Annotated in this window: 31 protein-coding genes; 19 read left to right on the top strand and 12 right to left on the bottom strand. The window is 49.7% G+C overall.

Going from position 1 to position 23439, the window contains the following annotated elements:
• Positions 1-546: 546 nt before the first annotated feature.
• From SIK69_RS07445 to bfr, 3 genes are all read left to right on the top strand, one after another.
• Complete coding sequence (locus tag SIK69_RS07445) at positions 547-2781, top strand: glycosyl hydrolase family 18 protein (protein WP_319785770.1); 2235 nt, start codon at positions 547-549, stop codon at positions 2779-2781.
• 158 nt (positions 2782-2939) lie between these two features.
• Positions 2940-3134, top strand: a complete 195-nt coding sequence (bfd, locus tag SIK69_RS07440) for a bacterioferritin-associated ferredoxin (RefSeq protein WP_319629250.1) — start codon at positions 2940-2942, stop codon at positions 3132-3134.
• Positions 3135-3208: 74 nt separating this feature from the next.
• A complete protein-coding gene (bfr, locus tag SIK69_RS07435) occupies positions 3209-3685 on the top strand; it encodes a bacterioferritin (protein WP_319629249.1) in 477 nt (158 codons plus the stop codon).
• Between the two features lie 63 nt (positions 3686-3748).
• On the opposite strand, the gene SIK69_RS07430 is transcribed toward bfr, so the two are convergent.
• From SIK69_RS07430 to gspC, 12 genes are read right to left on the bottom strand one after another with little or no spacing between them, the layout of a single operon-like run.
• Positions 3749-4519: a prepilin peptidase gene (locus SIK69_RS07430; RefSeq protein ID WP_319785769.1), complete on the bottom strand. Its 771-nt coding sequence runs from the start codon at positions 4517-4519 to the stop codon at positions 3749-3751.
• Positions 4512-4982 (bottom strand): type II secretion system protein M, encoded by a 471-nt coding sequence (locus SIK69_RS07425; RefSeq protein WP_319629247.1) that lies wholly within the window; start codon positions 4980-4982, stop codon positions 4512-4514. Before SIK69_RS07425 ends, SIK69_RS07430 begins: the two co-directional genes overlap by 8 nt.
• Entirely contained in the window at positions 4979-6121 is a 1143-nt protein-coding gene (gene gspL, locus SIK69_RS07420) for a type II secretion system protein GspL (RefSeq protein WP_319785768.1), read from the bottom strand. Before gspL ends, SIK69_RS07425 begins: the two co-directional genes overlap by 4 nt.
• Positions 6109-7128: a type II secretion system minor pseudopilin GspK gene (gene gspK / locus SIK69_RS07415; RefSeq protein WP_319785767.1), complete on the bottom strand. Its 1020-nt coding sequence runs from the start codon at positions 7126-7128 to the stop codon at positions 6109-6111. The genes gspL and gspK overlap by 13 nt, the downstream gene beginning before the upstream one ends.
• Positions 7128-7742, bottom strand: coding sequence for a type II secretion system minor pseudopilin GspJ (gene gspJ / locus SIK69_RS07410; protein WP_319785766.1), 615 nt, complete (start codon positions 7740-7742; stop codon positions 7128-7130). Before gspJ ends, gspK begins: the two co-directional genes overlap by 1 nt.
• The gene (gspI, locus tag SIK69_RS07405; RefSeq protein WP_319629243.1) at positions 7726-8100 is read right to left on the bottom strand and encodes a type II secretion system minor pseudopilin GspI; all 375 of its coding nucleotides are present in this window, start codon (positions 8098-8100) and stop codon (positions 7726-7728) included. Before gspI ends, gspJ begins: the two co-directional genes overlap by 17 nt.
• Entirely contained in the window at positions 8097-8594 is a 498-nt protein-coding gene (gspH, locus tag SIK69_RS07400) for a type II secretion system minor pseudopilin GspH (RefSeq protein WP_319785765.1), read from the bottom strand. Before gspH ends, gspI begins: the two co-directional genes overlap by 4 nt.
• A 2-nt stretch (positions 8595-8596) precedes the next feature.
• On the bottom strand, positions 8597-9040 hold the full coding sequence (gspG, locus tag SIK69_RS07395) for a type II secretion system major pseudopilin GspG (protein ID WP_319629241.1): 444 nt from the start codon (positions 9038-9040) through the stop codon (positions 8597-8599).
• A 10-nt stretch (positions 9041-9050) separates the two neighbouring features.
• Positions 9051-10262, bottom strand: a complete 1212-nt coding sequence (gspF, locus tag SIK69_RS07390; RefSeq protein ID WP_319785764.1) for a type II secretion system inner membrane protein GspF — start codon at positions 10260-10262, stop codon at positions 9051-9053.
• Positions 10259-11770 carry a type II secretion system ATPase GspE gene (gene gspE, locus SIK69_RS07385; protein ID WP_319785763.1) on the bottom strand — a complete coding sequence of 504 codons (1512 nt, stop codon included), beginning with the start codon at positions 11768-11770 and terminating at the stop codon, positions 10259-10261. The genes gspF and gspE overlap by 4 nt, the downstream gene beginning before the upstream one ends.
• 18 nt (positions 11771-11788) lie before the next feature.
• Positions 11789-13798, bottom strand: coding sequence for a type II secretion system secretin GspD (gene gspD, locus SIK69_RS07380; RefSeq protein ID WP_319785761.1), 2010 nt, complete (start codon positions 13796-13798; stop codon positions 11789-11791).
• An 18-nt stretch (positions 13799-13816) separates the two neighbouring features.
• A complete protein-coding gene (gene gspC / locus SIK69_RS07375) occupies positions 13817-14617 on the bottom strand; it encodes a type II secretion system protein GspC (protein ID WP_319785760.1) in 801 nt (266 codons plus the stop codon).
• A gap of 195 nt (positions 14618-14812) precedes the next feature.
• On the opposite strand from gspC, the gene SIK69_RS07370 reads away from it, so the two are divergent.
• The 16 genes from SIK69_RS07370 (at position 14813) to rplE (ending at position 23427) form a co-directional block, all read left to right on the top strand.
• Positions 14813-16351, top strand: coding sequence for a peptidoglycan-binding domain-containing protein (locus tag SIK69_RS07370; RefSeq protein WP_319785759.1), 1539 nt, complete (start codon positions 14813-14815; stop codon positions 16349-16351).
• Positions 16348-16809 carry a type II secretion system protein GspB, cryptic system variant gene (locus SIK69_RS07365; protein WP_319785758.1) on the top strand — a complete coding sequence of 154 codons (462 nt, stop codon included), beginning with the start codon at positions 16348-16350 and terminating at the stop codon, positions 16807-16809. The genes SIK69_RS07370 and SIK69_RS07365 overlap by 4 nt, the downstream gene beginning before the upstream one ends.
• 249 nt (positions 16810-17058) lie before the next feature.
• On the top strand, positions 17059-17370 hold the full coding sequence (gene rpsJ / locus SIK69_RS07360; RefSeq protein ID WP_001181005.1) for a 30S ribosomal protein S10: 312 nt from the start codon (positions 17059-17061) through the stop codon (positions 17368-17370).
• 32 nt (positions 17371-17402) lie between these two features.
• On the top strand, positions 17403-18032 hold the full coding sequence (gene rplC / locus SIK69_RS07355) for a 50S ribosomal protein L3 (protein WP_016538466.1): 630 nt from the start codon (positions 17403-17405) through the stop codon (positions 18030-18032).
• 10 nt (positions 18033-18042) lie between these two features.
• Positions 18043-18648 carry a 50S ribosomal protein L4 gene (gene rplD / locus SIK69_RS07350; RefSeq protein WP_319629234.1) on the top strand — a complete coding sequence of 202 codons (606 nt, stop codon included), beginning with the start codon at positions 18043-18045 and terminating at the stop codon, positions 18646-18648.
• On the top strand, positions 18645-18947 hold the full coding sequence (gene rplW, locus SIK69_RS07345; RefSeq protein ID WP_038158532.1) for a 50S ribosomal protein L23: 303 nt from the start codon (positions 18645-18647) through the stop codon (positions 18945-18947). Before rplD ends, rplW begins: the two co-directional genes overlap by 4 nt.
• A gap of 17 nt (positions 18948-18964) precedes the next feature.
• A complete protein-coding gene (gene rplB, locus SIK69_RS07340; protein WP_159762032.1) occupies positions 18965-19786 on the top strand; it encodes a 50S ribosomal protein L2 in 822 nt (273 codons plus the stop codon).
• 16 nt (positions 19787-19802) lie between these two features.
• Complete coding sequence (gene rpsS / locus SIK69_RS07335) at positions 19803-20081, top strand: 30S ribosomal protein S19 (protein ID WP_001138115.1); 279 nt, start codon at positions 19803-19805, stop codon at positions 20079-20081.
• 14 nt (positions 20082-20095) lie between these two features.
• Positions 20096-20428 carry a 50S ribosomal protein L22 gene (rplV, locus tag SIK69_RS07330; protein ID WP_000448832.1) on the top strand — a complete coding sequence of 111 codons (333 nt, stop codon included), beginning with the start codon at positions 20096-20098 and terminating at the stop codon, positions 20426-20428.
• 17 nt (positions 20429-20445) lie between these two features.
• Positions 20446-21144: a 30S ribosomal protein S3 gene (gene rpsC, locus SIK69_RS07325; RefSeq protein WP_006817277.1), complete on the top strand. Its 699-nt coding sequence runs from the start codon at positions 20446-20448 to the stop codon at positions 21142-21144.
• A 12-nt stretch (positions 21145-21156) separates the two neighbouring features.
• On the top strand, positions 21157-21567 hold the full coding sequence (gene rplP / locus SIK69_RS07320; RefSeq protein WP_002919759.1) for a 50S ribosomal protein L16: 411 nt from the start codon (positions 21157-21159) through the stop codon (positions 21565-21567).
• Positions 21567-21758, top strand: a complete 192-nt coding sequence (gene rpmC, locus SIK69_RS07315; RefSeq protein ID WP_097164997.1) for a 50S ribosomal protein L29 — start codon at positions 21567-21569, stop codon at positions 21756-21758. Before rplP ends, rpmC begins: the two co-directional genes overlap by 1 nt.
• Positions 21758-22012 (top strand): 30S ribosomal protein S17, encoded by a 255-nt coding sequence (gene rpsQ, locus SIK69_RS07310; RefSeq protein ID WP_097164998.1) that lies wholly within the window; start codon positions 21758-21760, stop codon positions 22010-22012. Before rpmC ends, rpsQ begins: the two co-directional genes overlap by 1 nt.
• A 164-nt stretch (positions 22013-22176) precedes the next feature.
• The gene (gene rplN / locus SIK69_RS07305) at positions 22177-22548 is read left to right on the top strand and encodes a 50S ribosomal protein L14 (protein WP_000613954.1); all 372 of its coding nucleotides are present in this window, start codon (positions 22177-22179) and stop codon (positions 22546-22548) included.
• Between the two features lie 10 nt (positions 22549-22558).
• A complete protein-coding gene (gene rplX, locus SIK69_RS07300) occupies positions 22559-22873 on the top strand; it encodes a 50S ribosomal protein L24 (RefSeq protein WP_159776919.1) in 315 nt (104 codons plus the stop codon).
• A 14-nt stretch (positions 22874-22887) separates the two neighbouring features.
• Complete coding sequence (gene rplE / locus SIK69_RS07295) at positions 22888-23427, top strand: 50S ribosomal protein L5 (protein WP_110512466.1); 540 nt, start codon at positions 22888-22890, stop codon at positions 23425-23427.
• Positions 23428-23439 lie beyond the last annotated feature (12 nt).

Genomic DNA, 23439 nt, shown 5'->3' with positions numbered 1-23439 from the left:
TCGCAATCCGTGAAGGCGGCCGTACCGTTGGCGCGGGCGTTGTTGCTAAAGTTCTGAGCTAATCAATAGAACCCTGCTTAAGGGATATTGATAACGAAGGCCAGCCGCTGAAAAGTGGCTGGCTTTTTTTTTACACAAACATTTACGTCCCTCGATTTCTTGTTACACATTCATTATTGTTTTGAAAAAGTCGTCTTATTGGTGTGATTAATATTTTCACTCTTAAATATACTTGTTACTTTCATTTTGGGGGGAGAATATAGGCTTTATTAATATATATAGTGCCTTTGCCTTCCATTTATAGATGATTTATTTTTTCATGAAATATATTAACCCTCAATATTTTATTAAGGATAGCCTTAAGGTTGTTCTCGCTTAATGACTTTTTAAGTGACGGTTCATTGACAATATATATACATGCTGCCAGCATTCCCCATTAGAAGTACAGGTGAATATTGACTTCTACTGCATCATCACGTCTCTTCAATCATCATTAACTTATATAGTTATATTGTTCCGGTTTATACATTTAAGAAGGAATTTAAAATGCATTTTAAAAAACAGACGCTCACGGTGTTAATGGCACTCGCCTTAGCCCCCTTAGCTGCGTCAGCGGCGACATTAACGGCAGACGATCAACGCAATACCATTACTGGCCTGGATTCAAGCCAGATGATCTCAAAAGACAATGGTAATTCATGGTTGGCATATACCAGCGAAACCCAGAATAATTTTCCGGGTACTGAAACGGTGGTGGTGGCCGTCAAAGATAATTTGGCGATCACGTCAGAAAATTATGACCCAACGCTGTCTTATCCGACTGCGGGGACGGTTGTTCGCTATAACGGCTATTACTGGACCAGCAAATGGTGGGTGAATCCTGCTGAAGTACCGGGTAGTAATGAAGTATGGCAAAAAGGTGCGGCAATCAATATTCAGACGTTGGGCACCTTTGAATTCCTGCCTTACACTGGCCAGGCAGCTATCGATTTCCAGAACGATCAGAAAGCGAAGCTGGCCGCGATGCGTAAAATCATCGGTTATTTCCCTGAGTGGGGTGTGTATGATGCCCATAATAACTTCACGCCAGATAAAATTGACTACTCTACGCTGACCGAAATTAACTATGGTTTCGCGGTGGTCAAAAATGGCGAAGTCACCATGCATGATACCGAAAAAGGTCCGGGCCTCATTAAAGAATTGAATGAGCGTACCGAAGCCGCAGGTGTCAGGCATATCATTTCTGTAGGTGGCTGGAATAACTCTGAAGAGGGCGTATTCGAAGCGGCAACGGCAACCCAGGAAGGTACCGAGAAACTTGCCAGCAGCATGGTGGCATACATGCTGAAGTGGGACTTTGACGGCATTGATATTGACTGGGAATACCCGGATACCGATGCTGAAAAAGAGAGCTTCACTAAACTGGTTCAGCTGGTTCGCGCCAAGCTTGATGACGAGGGTAAAAAAGATGACAAATACTATTCACTTTCTGCTGCGGTCACCACTAACCACAATAAAATTGAGTTTATCAACCCAGCGGTAACCACTCCGCTGTTTGATACTGTCAACGTGATGGCGTATGACATCCACGGTGCCTTCGAGTCCATTACCGGCCATAACGCGCCGCTGTACGCGAACAGCAAAGACGAAGATCAACTGCTGAACGTCGCAGCGACTATGGATGAATATGTTAATACCTGGAATGTGCCAAAATCCAAACTGCTGATGGGCATTCCATACTACGGTCGTGGTTGGGGTGACGTTGAACCCACTGAAATTGTCAAAGGTCTGCCAGGCCTCTTTACACCGGGAACAGCGACCGTGCATGGCACTTGGGATGACGTTGGCCAGAATACCGGTACCCATCCGTGGTATGTGCTGAAAGAGAAGTTGGCCAGCGGCGATTACGTACGCTACTGGGATAGCGAATCCGGTGTGCCGTATCTGTACGGTCCACAGAACAAAGAGTTCCTGACCTACGACGATCCGCAGTCTGTGAAAGAGAAAGTAGACTACATCAATCAGCAAGGTTTTGCTGGCGCGATTGTCTGGGATATCAGCGGTGATACGCCAGATCATGAGTTGGGGAATATCGTTAAAGAAATCAAAACGACCCCTGCACAAGATCCTGATATGAAGGGGTTATTCATTACATTGCAAAATGGTGGACGCCGCGTTGTCTTCAACTTACCCGCTGATAAACTGACTTCTGGACATGCTTATCGTGTCGAGATTGATGGTAAATATCTCTTCTCAACGGAGGGGGTGCAACCTTATTACGCTTATGCCGGTTATTTGGGTAAAGAGGTGTCATTAAGCACTGATAATGTCAGTAGCAAAATCCCTGTGGGTAGCGTGATTACCGTCAAGCGCACAACGCCTGATGCGGCGGTTATTGGCCAAATCACCGTCACGCAAGATATGCTTGATGGTAAGAAATCCGTCATCAATGATGGCTCTGTTAAGTCTCTGACTGTACAGAAAATTAATAACGTACCTTATGCTGTTGTTGAGTTTGCAAAAGACAAATTACAAAGCAAAGATGGCTCCTCGTATGTTGCTAAAGTGATTGACGATGACCAGCAAATAGGCAATACCATTTTCTATTGTGACAATGGTAAATGCAGCTATGCGAATGCCAGCGATCAGGGTGATAACACCATCCTGGTGAAATCTGATGACAAAGCGATTTCTGTTGGCGAAAAGATTGTCATTGAACGTACTTCGCCAAATCCAGCCTATGTTGCTGAAGTTGTTGTTACCGCAGACATGCTGAAATAATAGTCATGAGCACAGACTAAACTAAACGAAAGCGCACCTGAGTAAACGCAGGTGCGCTTTTTTATGCGAAGCATGATTTTGCCATTCCAAAATGCAACTCTATTGAAATCATAACCATTCTCATTTACACTTTGATCAGAAATTGTACGGGAGTCGATATGTACGTTTGTCTGTGTAATGGTGTTAGTGATAAGAAGATCCGCCAGGCTGTACGCCAGTTCAGTCCTCAGTCTTTTCAACAACTCAGAAAGTTTGTCCCTGTCGGAACGCAGTGCGGGAAATGTATTCGTGCCGCGCGCGAAATCATGCAGGATGAGTTGACCCAACTCCCTGAATTTAAAGAAATCGCCTGATAACACCACAATTCGCGTTTATTTTTTCTTCGCTTCTACTACGCTTGTTAGAGTGGAAGCGGAGGATCTATATAATGAAAGGTGATGTTAAAATCATAAGTTATCTCAATAAGTTATTGGGAAATGAGCTTGTCGCAATCAACCAGTATTTCTTACATGCACGTATGTTTAAAAACTGGGGCCTAAAACGTCTAAACGATGTCGAATACCATGAATCTATCGATGAAATGAAACATGCCGATATCTATATCGAGCGTATTCTGTTTCTCGAAGGGATCCCCAACCTTCAGGATCTAGGCAAGCTTCAAATTGGCGAAGATGTCGAGGAGATGCTGCAATCTGACCTCCGGCTGGAACTCGAGGGTGCGAAGGACCTGCGGGAAGCTATCGCATATGCCGATAGCGTCTTCGATTACGCCAGTCGCGATATGATGATCAAGATTTTGACCGAAGAAGAACATCACATTGACTGGCTGGAAACCGAGCTGGATCTGATTCAGAAAATGGGTATACAGAATTATCTTCAGGCCCAGATTCGCGAAGAGAACTAACGGTTATTACGTTGCGCATGCAGAGCGGTAAGCAGGCTTTTGCCGCTCTGCATGTCAGCGCTGTCAGCCATACCAGCTTTGCCACAGAAAACTCAGCCAGCCTGCCAGGCTTAGCCATGGACCGAAGGCGATGTGCGGCTGTTTGTTACCGTATAAGATAAGGCGGCCAACGGCATAAATCAGCGCCAGCATCGAAGACAGTAACAGGATGCTCGGTAAGGCCTGCCAACCGCACCATGCTCCCAGCGCGGCGAGTAATTTAAAATCGCCAAAGCCCATCCCTTCTTTACCCGCCAGCAGCCGAAACGCCTGATACACAAGCCACAGCGCCAGATAGCCGGCCATCGCGCCAAGTACAGCATCGCGCAGGTCGATACCGATAAACAAGCAGTGATACAGCAGGCCCAGCCACAACAACGGCAACGTTAGTTTGTCTGGTAGCAAACAATGCTGCGCGTCGATTTGCGTTAATGCCAGCAGGAACCAAAACAGCAGGCAGATAGCCAGCGCTTCTGGGTAGAGAGGAAACAGGCTGGTAATTAGCGCAAACATCAATCCACAAGCGGCTTCCGTCAAAGGATAACGCAGGGAGATCCGCGCGTGGCAATCACGGCAACGCCCTTGTAGACAGAGCCAACTAAGGAGCGGGACGTTGTCGCGGTAACGTATTGGATGCTGACATTGAGGGCAACATGAGCCGGGCCAGGCAATGTTGCTAAGTGGTACGTTGATGTCTTTGATGCCTCGAGGCACCCGATAGACGACGACATTCATAAAACTGCCGGTAAGCAAACCCAAGATGCCCATCAGGATGATTTCAATAACCTTATCCATGAGGCTTTACCTGTCGCAGCTTGAGCGTTATTACCTTCACACTATTTTTCCCGGAGGGATGGGCAGAAAAATCGAGTTGTGTGACCTGTAAACCGCTGTGCTGTAAAGCCTGAAGCCAGACGAAAAGCGTGTTGGCGGGTAAGGGGGCGAGAGAGATGGACAGCGTCTGAGGGTCTGTTTTTTGGCTTTTATACTGAATGCCACTCTGCCTGGCGGTATTCGCCAGTAGTTGCTCCATCGTTGCCGTCGTGGGATTTGCCGGAACAATCCCCTTGCGATGGGCGGCATTATTCAGCCACGTAATCTCATCTGCGAGGCGGATGTTCTCGGCAGATAGGCGCGCGATACCGTTGTTCAACGGGGTAACGATGCCATACATGATACCCGCCATTAAACAGCTACCTGCCAACAGAAAGATGAAGACTTTTTCCCGGAGCGTTTTGCCTTGCCACCAGTTGATCATGGTTTAGCTCCGCTGATTAACACCACAAGACCCGCGGTCTCACTTGGTTGTACGGAAAAATTAAGATCGTCATGGGTACGTTGTATGAATTGTGCCATCTGTACAGGGTCTTCAACTTTCAGGGTTAACCTCAAGACGTGTTTGTCCTTGTCATAAGCGAATTGACGAATCTTAAGCTTCGGGAAGTCCTGCAGATTTTGTGAAATCAGTGACAGGCGAGACATGACGTCAGGCCAGGTTTGTCCGGAGGCCGATTCGAAGAAGAATTTAAAGTTACTGCTCCGCGTATCGCCTGGGAAATAGCGGCTCCACAGGGCTTTGCCTTGTGCTTTCAGTTCTGCGTTTTGCTGGCTAACTTGCCAGAGAACCAACCCCTTGGCGCTTAACCAGACCAATAGCGCCAATAAAAACGCGCCGCCGACGAGCTTTTTGTGAAGCGGTTTAACCACAGTGACCGGCGGTCGCACGCGAAACGGGCCGTGGAGTAGGTTGATGTCTGCGACTATCGTCGGCTGTTGATGCCAGGCAGTGTGCCTGTCTTGCGCGGGCAAAATGTCTATCAGTTTATGCGCGACGGGCAGGGGACTAAAACTGCGTATTTGTTGTGTCGGATGGCGCATCAATAAATGTTCAAGCAGGGCAGTGTTAAGCACAGAAAATTTGTGTTCCGCATAGCGCATGAGCCAGCTGCCCTCGTGCTGAAGGAGTGTCCAGGTCTGAGGTTCAAAAGGCAAATCATAACCATCGGGAAGTGCTCGTCTGACCGTGACGCCCGCCAGACTGAGGCTGTGCAGAATGTCAGTCAGGACCACTTTGCGGATGCCCGCGAGTTGTAAGCTGCCTTCATTGCGCGCGAGAATACTCCAGTGGAGATCGTCTGGGTTTTCTGCCACGGCGTCCTCCGTCAGCCAGCCTAAGGTCTGTGCCGTGATGCTGTAATCTTGCGCCGGAGGCGTCACTTCACGGAAATAAAAATGCGCTGGAGAGAGCAACAACAGGGCGCTGTCCTTTCCGGGTAAATCACACAAGCAGTCGGGCTCAGTGATGTTAGTGAATTTCTGCATGACCAGTTCACCGAGCTCATTATGATAACGACACTCAAGTGTGTTTACGCCTGGGCGCAAAATTAACGATTCCATTTATATCGACTTCCCTTCATGTGTTCGTATACACCGACGGAGCGGGTCACGATTAACACTTTTTTCTCTTTTTCATCGTATTCAAGCTGGCTGGTAAAATATTGCCGCCCATCGTCCTGCTGAATGTTTGTTTCCAGCCTAAAAAAATGGCTAAAGGTGGTAAGAATGCTTTTGGCTGCGGCAAAATCCTGGTCGTGTCCCGGAAAGGTTTTCTCCAGATAGCCCGCTAGCTGAACAGGATTTTGCCAGGTTTGCGACATCCGATTGGCAAACAGGGTTTCGACTTCCTTGGCTGAAATCACGTTGTTAAATATGGCCGCCAACAGAGACGCATGCCTGACGGTCAGGGTGCTGACATTGATTTGTAATTCTGTGTTGGGTAGCGCACACAGATTAGGGGCCAGCCGGTGGTAGAGAGCCGGAGTCATACCCTGAATGCTTTTGAGTTCGGAGACGCTGACAAAGAGGGTATTTGCGTTGTCATGTGGAATCTCCTGAGTATGGTAGTACTCACTTTCGGCCCCGGCACGACGTGGAATATCGTCGCTGTCGATAAAGTCCGCAATCGAATCAATAATGGTGTCCGCCCGGGCACCATCCGCGCCGCTGTTGTGTAAAAGCGCGCGGAATGTTTTTACGCTGTACGGTTCATCATCCATTGAATCCACGGGCACAGCGGACAGGACATTGAGGTTAAAACAGTTTTGCGCATCTTCCAGATGCCAGTGAACGCTACGATCGTCGGACAACGCAATGTCTTGTGGCTGGGCCCAATACTGCTCCGGTGAAGTGTATTTGGCATTGTCCTTAAGGTCCTGTTGCAAAATACGCACAGCCTGTTGCTCTGCTATCCCGACGAGTTCGTTTTGCGCCAGGCGGGAGGCGGTATAACCGGTGCGTTTCAGGTTCACCTGAAAACGTAATGTCATTTCTGTCGCCAGAGCTGCCATGATTGCCAGAATCAACAGCACAACCAGTAGCGCCATGCCTTGTTGCTGTCGTTTCATTATTGTTTTTCCGGAGGCTCAGGTGCGCTCATCCCTGGCTGGAGGTGAAGTTCCGGCAGGCGAATGAGCCGCATGACCGGACCCGGATCGACCAGCCCCAAAGTAAACTCCACTGCCTGAGGTAGCGTTTTGCCTGCGTCAGTCTTATCAAGGAAAGCCCCTTGCGCGTAATAGCGCAGAGTAAAACTGTCTACGTTATCAAGCATAGGCATCTCCAGTGTTGGTTTTACGGCATCCGGATATTGCCAAACTTCACGGTAAAGCACGCCTTTTTTCAGATACCAATGGACCCGCTGGATGGCGGGTGTACAGCAGGCATTCAGTGCGTCATCCGCGCGGGCGGTGGTCAGCGTTAAGTCGGTTTGGCCGGCCTCAATCATTTGGGGGCTGTTCCTGAGTTGGCGTGGCACAAACTGCCTGATGTCTTTTTCGAGCAGGTTGACGGTGCGTAATAATGCGCTGAAGCGTTGCTGGTGCTTTTTGGTCGTTTCGTTGCTGTTAATCGATGCCGTCAGGAGTTGGCCCGTCATCAGCGTGAGCACCGCAAACAGAACAATGGCTATCAAGACCTCCAGTAGGGTAAAGCCAGACTGGTTTTTAGGGCTGTGCGGCATTTTCTGGCTCCATCACATAGCGTTCGAGCTGAACGTGTTGACCATTTTCCAGCGGGACCTGCACCTGCCAACGGGTCATGCTCTCTACGTCACTTGGTCCCACTTCAAGTGTCCATTCCCATTTGCTGCCGCCCATGAGCATGCTGCCGTGTTGCGTCTTTGCTTCGCTGCTGTTCGCCAACGCAAGTGTGGTCAGCACGTTATCTGCCACCCACGTGGCGAAGACGTTGTCCCGCATCGTCGCCGTGGCTGAAAGTTGCCCATTGATGCTGGAAATCAACGTCATGCTGACCGCCGCGAAAATCACCATCGCTAACAGAACCTCCAGGATAGTGAATCCGTCATGCTCCGTTTTCATCGTTGTTCTCCAGATGACAAAAGCAGCGGCAAACCACCCTGGCTTGTAAGGGTGAAAAGCGTTTTGCCGCTGTCCCGGTCTTCGACCTGCAAGGTAAACGGGGTGATTTCTCCATCAGGAGTGACGATGATTTGCGGTGACCGACTGGAGCGCTGTTTGAGCGAGGCGGGTAAGAGCCGAATATGCCATGACTCATCCCACCCGCCTTTCGATGGCAAGCGGTACTGAGTGTCAGGCTCTTGCCACTCGTTTCCTTCAGACACCACAAACTGCCAGTCTGTATCCTGGATCCTCAGACCAATAAGCCTGTTTTCCATGGTCGCCCAGTCTGCTGCATACTCAATCATCACATTGAGTTGTTCACCTGTTTTTGCCGCTTTTCCCTGTGAGCCATTCAGTTGGCCAGTCGTCAACATGACCGTCGATGCGCTCAATGCGATTACGACCAACACCAGCAGCATCTCCAGTAGGGTGAAACCCTTGGACGCATTCATGGTTATTTTTTCGCTTTATCCAGATCCCAGTTGTTGATGTCATCCGCCGTACCGGCTTCGTTGTCATCGCCAGCGGAAATCAGGTCGAATGCACCATGCTCCCCAGGACTGACCAGCAAATAATCATTTCCCCATGGGTCTTGTGGTAACCGTTTGATATAACCCGATTCGTTGTAATTGGTCGGTACCGGATTGGTCGTCGGTTTAGTCACCAGGGCGACCAGGCCCTGACTGGTGGTGGGATACTTGTGGTTATCAAGTTTGTACATATCGAGCGCGTTTTCGAGTGCAACGATATCACTGACCGCTTTCTGTCGGTCGGCACGCTCTTTGTTGCCCATCAGGTTAGGCACCACCAGGCTGGCTAATACGCCCAGAATGACAATGACCACCATGAGTTCCATCAGGGTAAAACCTTGCTGATGATTATGCTTATTAAGTTCCATTATATGATTCCTAACTTATCAATGAGTTGAGTTGCAAAATAGGTTGTAAGACCGCCATGATGATGAACAGCACGATGAATGACATCGAGACCACCAGAGCGGGTTCAAACAGGGCTAATCCCAGCGTGATGCGGTTTTGCAGCAGGGTTTCTTGCTGGTCGGCTGCACGTTCCATCAGTTCCTCCAGTTGTCCGCTTTTCTCACCTGAGGCGACCATATACAGCGTCATCGGTGGGAACAGATCGCACTTTTCCAGCGCGGTATGGAATCCAGAACCCTGACGAACCCGGTCTGCCGCTGCCGTTAGCCGCTGGCGGATTTCACTGTTCCCTATCCCCTCACCGGACAACGTCATGCCTTCAAGTAGTGGCACACCGCTGGCTTGTAAGATGCTCAATGTACGCAGGTAACGCGCGCAGTTAATTGCCCGGATGAGCCCGCGTAACAGAGGTAAATCGAGCAGTTTGCGATCCATCCGATGGCGATTGAGTGGCCGGCGACGCCAGAAGATAAACCCGGCGCTGACCAGCAGCATTAGCACTACTGCGATAAAACCGTAGCTCTGCAATGCGTCACTGATGGCCAACAAAATGCGTGTGGTTAACGGCAGTTGTTGCTTCATATGGACAAATTGTTCGACTACTTTCGGCACCACTGCGGTGAGCAGAATTGTGACAACGATGATCGCGACGCTGGTCAACATGGCGGGATAAACCAGGGCCTGAATCAGTGAGCTACGGGTTTTCTGGCGTATTTCGTTGTAATCCGCCAGTTTTTCCAGCACCAGTCCGAGCTGACCACTTTTTTCGCCGGCTTTAACCAGCGTGCGGTAAATGCTGTCGAAAACATGTGGCCATACTGCCAGGGCATCCGACAGAGGATGACCGGAAAGAATATGTTCGCGCAGGCTCGCTAAGATCTTACCCAGACTGTTGTTTTTGTTTTGCCGGGCGATTACATGTAACGCTTCTTCCAGTGGAAGGGAGGCGTTGGCCAGGGTGGCGAGTTGGCGAGTAAAGAGGGAAAGTTCATGACCCTTGAGCTTCAGACGTGGTCGAAACAGACCGGATTGTCTGAGCGACAGCCCTTTTTTCTCATCAATGGCAACTGGGATTAAACCTTGCTCTCGCAACGCTTCCCGGGCGGCTTTAAGACTGGTGGCTTCGAGGGTGCCTTGTTTTTTAGCCCCTTTTGCATCGAGGGCGCGCCATTGATACATCATGGTGCAGTCACCTCGGGATCGTGTTGAGCCGCTGTGACCCGCATCACTTCCTCAAGTGTGGTTTCGCCTGCAATGGCCTTCAACAAACCGTTTTCCTGTAGGCTGGAAGACGTTCGGCGCAGACACGCTTCAATGGCGTGTTCGTCCGCATCGTGATGAATGATGGTACGTAACGCACTGTCCACCACCATGATTTCATGGATAGCCAAACGACCGGAATAGCCGCTACCTCGACACTGCGGGCAACCATTGGCCTGCCAGACGGTTTTAACGTCAGGTGCCACCTTAACCAGCAGCGATTGTTGATCGGGGCGGACATCTACTTGCGTCCGGCAGGCGGGGCACAACTTGCGCACCAGTCGTTGCGCGATAACGCCCGACAATGAAGAAGAGAGCAGAAAAGGCTCGACCCCCATGTCTCGCAAGCGTGTGACCGCCCCGCTGGCGCTGTTGGTATGCAGCGTGGAGAGCACCAGATGGCCGGTTAGTGATGCCTGTACGGCAATTTGCGCGGTTTCGTTATCGCGAATTTCCCCAACCATCACGATGTCAGGGTCCTGACGCAGGATGGCACGTAATCCACGTGCAAACGACATATCCACTCTGCTGTTAACCTGCGTTTGACCAATGCCTTCGAGTTCATATTCGATAGGATCTTCAACGGTCAGAATGTTGCGTTGCGGCGCGTTTAATTCTGACAGCAGTGCATACAGAGTGGTGCTTTTACCGGAGCCTGTAGGGCCTGTGACCAGGATGATGCCATGCGGCTGTTGAGTCAAAAAATGCAGACGCGCGGCTTCCGTGTTATTCAGACCCATTTTGTCGATGGATAGCCGCAGACTGGATTTATCCAGCAAACGTAGCACGGCGCGTTCACCGTATTGGGAGGGAAGGGTGGAAACACGTACATCAATGTTTCTGCGACCCAGCCTGAGTGAAATTCGCCCATCTTGCGGTAAACGTTTTTCGGCGATGTCCAGACGCGCCATAACTTTGATGCGCGAGAGCAACAGCGGCGCTAACTTTTTGCCTGGCTGAAGGACTGGCCGCAGAACACCGTCCACACGAAAACGGATAACCAGTGACTTTTCAAAAGTCTCGATGTGAATGTCTGATGCGCCTTCTTTGACCGCTTCGTGCAGAATGGCGTTAATCAGGCGAATAACCGGGGCGCTGTTTTCTTCACTAAGGAGATCGGCGTTATCGGGTAACTCCTCCGTCAGTGCTGCAAGGTCAATATCCTGATCAAGATCCTGGGCAATTTGCTGAGACTCACCGCTGCTCTGATGGAAAATCTGCTCCAGGCGCTCTTCAAAGGGCTGGCGTTCTAGCGCTGTAAAAAGCGCGCATTCGCCGTTTAGGTGATGCAGGTCCAGCACATTTTCGAGTGCAGTATCGACGCAGTACACCAATTCATGACCGACCCTGACCGCACCATATTTGGCCGCCAGCGCATAGATTGGCGGGACGATTCGTTCCGCCTGTTCCTGCTCAATAGGTTGCTCCATCACTGATTCCATTCTCCGTTATTGCCGAAAAGGATTACGTGGAGCGGCAGGGGTCGATGCAGCTTGAGGCGCCGGATTTGTTGGGGCGGCAGGTGTTTTAGGCGCGTCAAAATCGACTTCCTTCAACACCGGGCGTTCTTCGTCATCGATACCCACTAACCCGCTGCGCGAATCATCAATACGTTGTTTCTGTAATGAGCGGAAACGGGTGTACTTATCTTTTGATAAGGAGCGATAGACCTCATCGTCGCGAATAATCGTTGGCCGGATGAAGACCATCAGATTGCGTTTAGAGATATCGGTAGAGGTGTATCGGAACAGCTGGCCAATGACCGGGATATCACCCAGCAGAGGAACCTTTGAAACCTGTTCTTTCGAGGAGTCATCAAGCAACCCGCCGAGTACTACCGTTTCGCCGGTTTTCACCAGCACGGCGTTTTGGATGGTGCGGGTATTAAACGTCGGGCCGAGATCGCTCGAGGTACCTGAGGTGGTATCGACGCTGGAAACTTCTTGCTCGATTTCCATCAGTACGGCATCACCCTCGTTAATTTGTGGCGTGACTTTTAACTTAGTCCCGACGGTTTTACGTTCAACGGTATTGAAAACGTTGTCACCGGAAGTCGTTTGCGATCCTGAGAGCACCGGCACATCTTGCCCAACGTTGAAGGACGCTTCTTTATTGTCCAGCGTGACGATGCTAGGCGTGGCGAGAATATCGTTTTTATTATTCGAGGAAAGCGCCGTCAGCAGTACGCTCCAGTCGCCTTCGAAGAAGCCCGTTGCCAGGCCATTAAAACTACTGAGCGCACTGGCCATTGGATTGTCAGTACCCATGGAACCGCTCTTTTTAAACTGTCGCGCTCCCTGGGCTACATCAAAAATGGGTAATCCAGACTTGGTAAATTGTTGCCCACCCACCTCGCTGTTAGACCACTGCACTCCGAGATTGAGGCCATTTCCATCCTGCACTTCGACAATAATGGCTTCGACTAATACTTGTGCACGACGGATATCGAGCCGAGCGATGACATTTTCGAGTTCCTGCATGGTGCTTTGATCGGCAGTAATCACCACCGAGTTAGTCTGCTCGTCGGCGTTGATCGAAACATCCTCTCGGTTACTGCCCTGAGATGATGATTTCTTATCGGTCGCAATTTTTTCTGATACCCCGGTTAGAACTTCAACGATTTTGGCAGCTTTTGCATATTTAAGATAAAAAACGCGGGTATTACCCTGGGTGCTCTGCTCAACGTCGAGTCTGCTCACCAGCGACTTAAGCTTTTTGCGTATCTTCTCGGAACCACTAATGACCAGGGAATTGGTGCGTTTATCAGCAACAATTTTGGGTAAGAGAATTTGTGTAGGGCTCTCTTTGGATTCTTCACGTACCAGATTGTTGATGACTTCAGCGAGGTCGACTGCGGAAGCGTAATGCAGTTTAAGTACTTCACGCGCCTGCGTGCCATTGACGTCGACGCGCTTTATCACTTCGAGAATGCGATTGACGACGTTCGCTTTGCCGGTGATCAGCAACACGTTAGAGGGGTCGTAGTGCACGACATTGCCAATGCCACCGCTGTCCATCATCTGCCGCAGCAGGGGGGCCAGTTCACGTACTGGTACGTTCTGTAAAGAGACGACGCGAGTAATGAATTCATCGCCCACTGACGGCGTCGCGGTGTCTTTGATCTCACCCGGGGCTGTTTTTAGTGAGGCTGAGCGCACCACTTTGACCAGTCCATTATCGAGATTGACGACTGAAAACCCATAAATATCAAGTACGCTAAGAAAGAACTGATAGTACTCTTCTTCATTAAAATTATCATAACTACGTACCGATATATTCCCCTGAACGGAAGGTTCAACCAGAATTGTTTTACCTGTGTTCTTACTTACCGCGGCGATAAACTCGCGAATATCCGCATTTTTGAAGTTGGCAGAATACTGTGCAGCGTAAGTCGGGCTTGTAGGTGTAATAATTTGTAATGCCAAAATAAATGCGAGATATTTACGAGAGAGTTTCATACTGTTTACTTCCTTGACCTATTCAACATCCATTGTTGAGGCATTGATTAACTTTTCATTACTGTTACGTAACACAGTGAACTGTGCAGCACCGAGTGTGCCAAGCTCATTTAACGCTGCTTTCATTTCTTCAGGCTCGCTTAAAATGTGGTTATTGATTTTCAAAGCAATATCTCCAAACTTGAAGCCTAATCTGGTAAAACGGCTTGCGGCACCACGAGGATATAACTTAACCCCGGTGAGTTTCTCATTCTCATAGACCGGGTTACTGATGATGAAATCACTCAGGAATCGTGCTTTCTTGGTCTGCTCCTGTGTCTGACTTGACGGGGTGGGATCTTCATCAAGTAGAGTCATTAGCTGAGACGTGCCATTGTTATTAATACTGACCGTGTTGATGTCTATTTTTTCAATGAAAACATTAGATAAGCCCTCAATGTACTCACCCTGATTGTAATTTCGCGGGCCACCCTGACTGGTAATGATGGCTTGAGAAAATACGCGGTCGTCACTGGCGATAATCCCCGTTAAGGTTAGGGCGAGTGAGGTGGGCGCAACTGTCGTGGTCGCCGGCTTAGCGGCGGCCAGACTCACTTCATGGCTCCCATCGTCCATGTTGAGATTCACCTGCACTTTATCTGTAACCGCGGTCACTGAAATCGATGTAGCATTTGCGGTACGTATGGATTCACAAACTGTATTCACGCTGCAAATAAACAATAACAATGTAGGCAAGAAAACTCCCGCACACAGCAATTGCTGGCTATGTTTATGTAGCCAAATAATCTGGCTATCGATGTCAATAATCATTTTTTTCATGGGGTGGGCTTATCGAAAAAACGAAGGATAGTGTATGTTCTTTTTTAATTTCATTCAATCTGGTCTATGGTTACCATTTGTGTGGTTGACATTTGTTGGGGGGTCCTACAGTATAAATATCGATGAAGTGTTTTTGGTTTTCTCTATTTGATCCCCAAGCATTTTGAATGACAAAATATTAAAGGTATTGTAAAAATGTCAGGGAGTTACGAGTTCACTCAGCCCGGATTGATCTCCGAGTGGGTGGTAAACGCACCGTGGTCAGGTGAGGTCGCAGTTTTGTTTGGTAATAAGGGTGTTGGTAAATCAACCCTTATTAATAAATTAAGCAAAACTAAATCAGATGCGTTATTAGTTTTTACGGCTATACATCTAGGCGATAATATTCACCTAATCTCCGCACGCGAACATGAAAAAGAACATGTTACCTATGCCCACGACCATTTTTGGCTCGATATATTATCGCTGATTAAAGACAAAACCTCCGAAAGTCTCATTGTCATCGACAATGCGGATTTACTGGCAGGACATCTTGATATCTTCCTTCAATCCTTTACGCAGCTTGTCCCTGCGATGGGGGTCAGCGTCAAGCTGCTGCTCGTCGGGAGTGTGAAACTCAAAAGCGCTAAACAGCTCAGCCAACGGCTTCCTTTATATATCTGTCTGGTTCCGCCTTCCGAACGGGAATGCAATGAGTTTATGAACGCGATGCAGTCCGAAGGCCCGTCAGGGGAAGATGTCGTCTTCCGGCCAGGATTTGTGCGGCATGTCTGTTTGGCTACTAAGGGCAATCTAAGGGTCATGAAAAGAATTGCCGTGATTGCTAAGCAGTTAGCCGTGGCGGAACACTCGACAAAATTAAGCTCGCGTCAGGAGAGGCTAGTGATGGCTGCCGTCGGCCTGCCATACAAATCCAGACCCAGCGCCTTGTTACTGATTACCTATGCGGTTCTGGCGTTGGCAATTGGCTGGGGTGGGGCAGATATGATCACACTGCCTCTCCCGACACCTCAGTGGCTGAACGTGTCTAAACCGACAGTTAAAGAGGCCGAGCCCCCAAAAATCACCAGCGTCACATCCAATGTACATGATGCCATGCAGCAATTGTATGCGACCTGGGGATACGACGTATCTGCAGGAGAGGCGTGGTGCGAACAAGCCGATCGTGCCAATTTGGTGTGCGAAAGCGGCAATGAAACGGTGAGTAATTTGGCAAGCAACGGTTTGCCCTGGATTGCACGACTTAGTGTGGATAAGCATCCACTTTATGCGGTGGTTATGCGTGTTTCAGACACTGACATCGATCTTCTCATCAATAAAAAAACATGGACTGTCAATCGACATTGGTTTGATACCCACTCCGAAGGGCATTACACCATGATGTGGCCTCCGGCACCTGACGGTAAGAATAGAGTTACCCATAAAAGTGATGCTGAAAGCATTATCTGGCTTGACGCTATGCTCAGCCGTGCTTTGGGTGTTCCGGCAGATGAAAGTGGTGACTGGACGGCAATGCTAACCGAAAAGGTAAAGCTCTTTCAGCGCAATGAGAAACTGCAGGCAGATGGTGTGCCGGGCAAAAATACGTTGATTAGATTGCGGCAGGCGCTGGGTGAGGCTCCAAGATTAGTAAATGAAATGACCCCAGGCACGGACTTATCGGAATGGCTGACGGCTCAGTTGCCCCTGAATACAGATATGCCAGGTGATGCATCGAAGGAGAAAGCGAAATGATGCGGATTTACTCAGCCTTTGTGGCGCATCGTGCCAGTGACACGCCCCAGCATGTCGCGAGGGCGGAAAACGCCATAGCGAGAAATGCAGGGGTGTGGTTTTGCTTATTGGTGTGGATAGCCTGCGCATGGCTTATCGGTTATTACGCGCACTATTACTGGTTACAGCGCCACCCACGAGTGAACAGCGAAGTAACGGTAAAGGCGGTAGAGGATTATCATCTCTCCGATATGCACTATGTCTTTAAGAAGCAACCCCTACCAGCAAGACTCGCGCCTGAGGTTCCTGATGATCAGCCTGTCGATGAGGATGCTGAAACTCCGGCATACGATAATGTTGATGATATGCCTGGCGATGACACGGCAAGCGAGGATGGCGATATGCCATCAGAAGAACAAGCACGTAAAGATGCACTGCGTGAACAAGTCCAAAAAGCATTGGCTGAAATAGGCGACTGAGGAAGGTCAAAGCCCTGCCAAGGCCTGAGCAATTTTAAACCATAAGAACTTGCATTTGGGCTATATGCAAGTATAATGCGCGGGCTGTCTTTAGTGACGGCGAGTTCGATATGAGCTCCGACAACGTACTTTGTTGTCGACAATGTTCCCAATTGCGGAACTACGTAAGAACGGCTGCGCTCCCCCATCAATCGTAATGGGTGTGAGGAGTAGCCATTTCGTTTATAAAATAATTGGAGCTCTGGTCTCATGCAGAACCAAAGAATCCGTATCCGTCTTAAAGCGTTTGATCATCGTCTGATCGATCAATCAACCGCGGAAATCGTCGAGACTGCCAAGCGCACTGGTGCGCAGGTTCGCGGTCCGATCCCGCTGCCGACCCGCAAAGAGCGCTTTACCGTTCTGATCTCTCCGCACGTTAACAAAGACGCGCGTGATCAGTACGAGATTCGCACTCACAAGCGTCTGGTTGACATCGTTGAGCCAACCGAGAAAACCGTTGATGCTCTGATGCGTCTGGACCTGGCTGCCGGTGTAGACGTGCAGATCAGCCTGGGTTAATCAGGTCATCGAGCGATTGAGAGGTTGATACAATGATTGGTTTAGTCGGTAAAAAAGTGGGCATGACCCGCATCTTCACTGAAGATGGCGTATCTATCCCAGTAACCGTAATCGAAGTTGAAGCAAACCGTGTTACTCAGGTTAAAGACCTGGCTAACGACGGCTACCGTGCAGTTCAGGTTACCACCGGTGCTAAAAAAGCTAACCGTGTAACCAAGCCGGAAGCTGGTCACTTCGCTAAAGCTGGCGTAGAAGCTGGCCGTGGTCTTTGGGAATTCCGTCTTGCAGAAGGCGAAGAGTTCACCGTAGGTCAGGACATTAGCGTTGAGCTGTTTGCTGAAGTTAAAAAAGTTGACGTAACCGGTACCTCTAAAGGTAAAGGTTTCGCCGGTACCGTTAAGCGCTGGAACTTCCGTACCCAGGACGCTACCCACGGTAACTCCTTGTCTCACCGCGTTCCGGGTTCTATCGGTCAGAACCAGACTCCGGGCAAAGTGTTCAAAGGCAAGAAAATGGCAGGTCAGCTGGGTAATGAGCGCGTAACCGTTCAGAGCCTGGACGTAGTACGTGTTGACGCTGAGCGCAACCTACTGCTGGTTAAAGGTGCTGTTCCCGGTGCTACCGGTAGCGACCTTATCGTTAAACCAGCTGTGAAGGCGTAAGGGGATAGCAATGGAATTAGTATTGAAAGACGCGCAGAGCGCGCTGACTGTTTCCGAAACTACCTTCGGTCGTGATTTCAACGAAGCGCTGGTTCACCAGGTTGTTGTTGCTTATGCAGCTGGTGCTCGTCAGGGCACTCGTGCTCAGAAGACCCGTGCTGAAGTAACTGGTTCCGGTAAAAAGCCGTGGCGCCAGAAAGGTACCGGCCGTGCGCGTTCAGGTTCTATCAAGAGCCCGATCTGGCGTTCCGGTGGCGTAACCTTCGCTGCACGCCCGCAGGACCACAGTCAAAAAGTTAACAAAAAGATGTACCGCGGCGCGCTGAAAAGCATTCTGTCCGAACTGGTACGTCAGGATCGTCTGATCGTTGTCGAGACGTTCTCTGTAGAAGCACCGAAAACCAAGCTGCTGGCACAGAAACTGAAAGACATGGCTCTGGAAGATGTGTTGATCATCACCGGTGAGCTGGACGAGAACCTGTTCCTGGCCGCACGTAACCTGCACAAGGTTGACGTACGTGACGCGAATGGTATCGACCCGGTTAGCCTGATCGCCTTCGACAAAGTCGTAATGACTGCTGATGCTGTTAAGCAAGTTGAGGAGATGCTGGCATGATTCGTGAAGAACGTTTGCTGAAGGTGCTTCGTGCACCGCACGTTTCTGAAAAAGCGTCTACCGCGATGGAAAAAACCAATACCATCGTTCTCAAAGTTGCTAAAGACGCGACTAAAGCAGAAATCAAAGCTGCTGTGCAGAAACTGTTTGAAGTCAAAGTTGATACCGTACGCACCCTGGTTGTTAAAGGCAAGGTGAAGCGTCACGGACAGCGTATCGGTCGTCGTAGCGACTGGAAAAAAGCTTACGTCACCCTGGAAGAAGGCCAGAATCTGGACTTCGTTGGCGGCGCTGAGTAAGTCGGAGGAGTAATACAATGGCAGTTGTTAAATGTAAACCGACATCTCCGGGTCGTCGCCACGTAGTTAAAGTGGTCAACCCTGAGCTGCACAAGGGCAAACCTTTTGCTCCGCTGCTGGAAAAAAACAGCAAATCCGGTGGTCGTAACAACAATGGCCGTATCACCACTCGTCACATTGGTGGTGGTCATAAGCAGGCTTATCGTATTGTTGACTTCAAACGCAACAAAGATGGTATCCCGGCAATTGTTGAGCGTCTTGAGTACGATCCGAACCGTTCCGCGAACATCGCGCTGGTTCTGTACAAAGATGGCGAACGCCGTTACATCCTGGCCCCTAAAGGCCTGAAAGCTGGCGACCAGATTCAGTCTGGCGTTGATGCTGCAATCAAAGCAGGTAACACTCTGCCGATGCGCAATATCCCGGTTGGTTCTACCGTTCATAACGTAGAAATGAAACCAGGTAAAGGCGGTCAGCTGGCACGTTCCGCTGGTACTTACGTTCAGATCGTTGCTCGCGATGGTGCTTATGTCACCCTGCGTCTGCGTTCTGGTGAAATGCGTAAAGTCGAAGCAGACTGCCGTGCAACCCTGGGCGAAGTTGGCAATGCTGAGCATATGCTGCGCGTTCTGGGTAAAGCAGGTGCTGCACGCTGGCGTGGTATTCGTCCTACCGTTCGCGGTACTGCGATGAACCCAGTCGATCACCCACATGGTGGTGGTGAAGGTCGTAACTTTGGTAAGCACCCGGTAACTCCGTGGGGCGTTCAGACCAAAGGTAAGAAGACCCGCAGCAACAAGCGTACTGATAAATTTATCGTACGTCGCCGTAGCAAATAATATTAGAGGATAAGCCATGCCACGTTCTCTCAAGAAAGGTCCTTTTATTGACCTGCACTTGCTGAAGAAGGTAGAGAAAGCGGTGGAAAGCGGTGACAAGAAGCCCCTGCGCACTTGGTCCCGTCGTTCAACGATCTTTCCTAACATGATCGGTTTGACCATCGCTGTCCATAATGGTCGTCAGCACGTTCCGGTATTTGTTTCCGACGAAATGGTCGGTCACAAACTGGGTGAATTCGCACCGACTCGTACTTATCGCGGCCACGCTGCTGATAAAAAAGCGAAGAAGAAATAAGGTAGGAGGAAGAGATGGAAACTTTAGCTCAACATCGCCATGCTCGTTCTTCTGCTCAGAAGGTTCGCCTTGTTGCTGACCTGATTCGCGGTAAGAAAGTGTCGCAGGCCCTGGATATTCTGACCTACACCAATAAGAAAGCGGCTGTACTGGTCAAGAAGGTTCTGGAATCTGCCATTGCTAACGCTGAACACAACGATGGCGCTGACATCGACGATCTGAAAGTTACGAAAATCTTCGTAGACGAAGGCCCAAGCATGAAGCGCATTATGCCGCGTGCGAAAGGTCGTGCAGATCGCATCCTGAAGCGCACCAGCCACATTACTGTGGTTGTGTCCGATCGCTGAGACTCTGGAGACTAGCAATGGGTCAGAAAGTACATCCTAATGGTATTCGCCTGGGTATTGTAAAACCTTGGAACTCTACCTGGTTTGCGAACACCAAAGAATTCGCTGACAACCTGGACAGCGATTTTAAAGTACGTCAGTACCTGACTAAGGAACTGGCAAAAGCGTCCGTATCTCGTATCGTAATCGAGCGTCCTGCTAAGAGCATCCGTGTGACTATTCACACCGCTCGCCCGGGTATCGTTATCGGTAAGAAAGGCGAAGACGTAGAAAAACTGCGCAAGGTCGTAGCGGATATCGCTGGCGTCCCTGCACAGATCAATATCGCCGAAGTTCGTAAGCCAGAACTGGACGCAAAATTGGTTGCTGATAGCATCACTTCACAGCTGGAACGTCGCGTTATGTTCCGTCGTGCTATGAAGCGTGCTGTACAGAACGCAATGCGTCTTGGCGCTAAAGGGATTAAAGTTGAAGTTAGCGGCCGTCTGGGCGGCGCGGAAATCGCACGTACCGAATGGTACCGCGAAGGTCGCGTACCTCTGCACACTCTGCGTGCTGACATCGACTACAACACCTCTGAAGCGCACACCACTTACGGTGTAATCGGCGTTAAGGTATGGATCTTCAAAGGCGAGATCCTGGGTGGTATGGCTGCTGTTGAACAACCGGAACCGGCTGCTCAACCTAAAAAGCAGCAGCGTAAAGGCCGTAAATAAGGAGCGTCGCTGATGTTACAACCAAAGCGTACAAAATTCCGTAAAGTGCACAAAGGCCGCAACCGTGGTCTGGCGCAGGGTACGGATGTTAGCTTCGGCACTTTCGGTCTGAAAGCTGTTGGCCGTGGTCGTCTGACTGCACGTCAGATCGAAGCAGCACGTCGTGCTATGACCCGTGCAGTTAAGCGTCAAGGTAAGATCTGGATCCGTGTATTCCCGGACAAACCGATCACCGAGAAGCCGCTGGAAGTTCGTATGGGTAAAGGTAAAGGTAACGTGGAGTACTGGGTTGCCTTGATTCAGCCGGGTAAAGTCCTGTATGAAATGGACGGCGTACCGGAAGAGCTGGCCCGTGAAGCCTTCGGCCTGGCAGCAGCGAAACTGCCTATCAAAACCACCTTTGTAACTAAGACGGTGATGTAATGAAAGCAAATGAGCTGCGTGAAAAGAGCGTTGAAGAGCTGAACACCGAGCTGCTTAACCTGCTGCGCGAGCAATTCAACCTGCGTATGCAGGCTGCAAGCGGCCAGCTGCAACAGACTCACCTGCTGAAGCAGGTTCGTCGTAACGTTGCACGTGTTAAGACTTTACTGACTCAGAAGGCGGGTGCGTAATGACCGATAAAATCCGTACTCTGCAAGGTCGCGTTGTCAGCGATAAAATGGAGAAATCCATTGTTGTTGCCATCGAACGTGTTGTGAAGCACCCGATCTACGGGAAATTCATCAAGCGTACGACCAAACTGCACGTACATGACGAGAACAACGAATGTGGTATCGGCGACAAGGTTGAAATCCGTGAATGCCGTCCACTGTCCAAGACTAAGTCCTGGACGCTGGTTCGCGTTGTAGAGAAAGCGGTTCTGTAATACAGTAGCCTTTCTCAAATGAATAAACGGCTCAGAAATGAGCCGTTTATTTTTTCTACCCATATGTTGAGAGCGGTGTTATAATGCCGCGCCCTCGATATGGGGCTTTTTAACGACTCTGATTTTAGAGTCTCAGTAGTAGTTGACATTAGCGGAGCACTAAAATGATCCAAGAACAGACTATGCTGAACGTGGCCGACAACTCCGGTGCACGTCGCGTAATGTGTATCAAGGTTCTGGGTGGCTCGCACCGTCGCTACGCAGGCGTCGGCGACATCATCAAGATTACCATCAAGGAAGCAATTCCACGTGGTAAGGTGAAGAAAGGCGATGTGCTGAAAGCGGTAGTGGTGCGCACCAAGAAGGGTGTTCGTCGCCCGGACGGTTCTGTCATTCGCTTCGATGGTAATGCATGCGTTATTTTAAACAATAACAGCGAGCAGCCAATCGGCACGCGTATTTTTGGGCCGGTAACTCGTGAACTGCGTAATGAAAAGTTCATGAAAATTATCTCTCTGGCACCAGAAGTACTCTAAGGAGCGAATCATGGCAGCGAAGATCCGTCGTGATGACGAAGTTATCGTGTTGACCGGTAAAGATAAAGGTAAACGCGGTAAAGTTAAGAATGTCCTGTCTTCCGGCAAGGTCATTGTTGAAGGTATCAACCTGGTTAAAAAACATCAGAAGCCGGTTCCGGCCCTGAACCAACCAGGCGGCATCGTTGAGAAAGAAGCTGCGCTTCAGATCTCTAACATTGCAATCTTCAATGCGGCAACCGGCAAGGCTGACCGTGTAGGCTTTAGATTCGAAGACGGCAAAAAAGTCCGTTTCTTCAAGTCTAACAGCGAAACTATCAAGTAATTTGGAGTAGTACGATGGCGAAACTGCATGATTACTACAAAGACGAAGTAGTTAAGAAACTCATGACTGAGTTTAGCTACAATTCTGTCATGCAAGTCCCTCGGGTCGAGAAGATCACCCTGAATATGGGTGTTGGTGAAGCGATCGCTGATAAGAAACTGCTGGATAACGCAGCAGCTGATTTGACAGCTATCTCCGGTCAAAAGCCGTTGATCACCAAAGCACGCAAATCAGTTGCAGGCTTCAAAATCCGTCAGGGCTATCCGATCGGCTGTAAAGTAACTCTGCGTGGCGAACGCATGTGGGAGTTCCTTGAGCGCCTGATCACTATTGCTGTACCGCGTATTCGTGACTTCCGTGGCTTGTCCGCTAAGTCATTCGATGGTCGTGGTAACTACAGCATGGGTGTCCGTGAGCAGATCATCTTCCCAGAAATCGACTATGACAAAGTCGACCGCGTTCGTGGTTTGGATATTACCATTACCACTACTGCGAATTCTGACGAAGAAGGCCGTGCTCTGCTGGCTGCCTTTGACTTCCCGTTCCGCAAGTAAGGTAGGGTTACT

The sequence above is a fragment of the Scandinavium lactucae genome (assembly GCF_033843265.1).
GTDB lineage: Bacteria > Pseudomonadota > Gammaproteobacteria > Enterobacterales > Enterobacteriaceae > Scandinavium > Scandinavium lactucae.
Note: the sequence above shows the minus strand (reverse complement) of the source record. Positions and strands in the feature narration are given on the sequence as shown.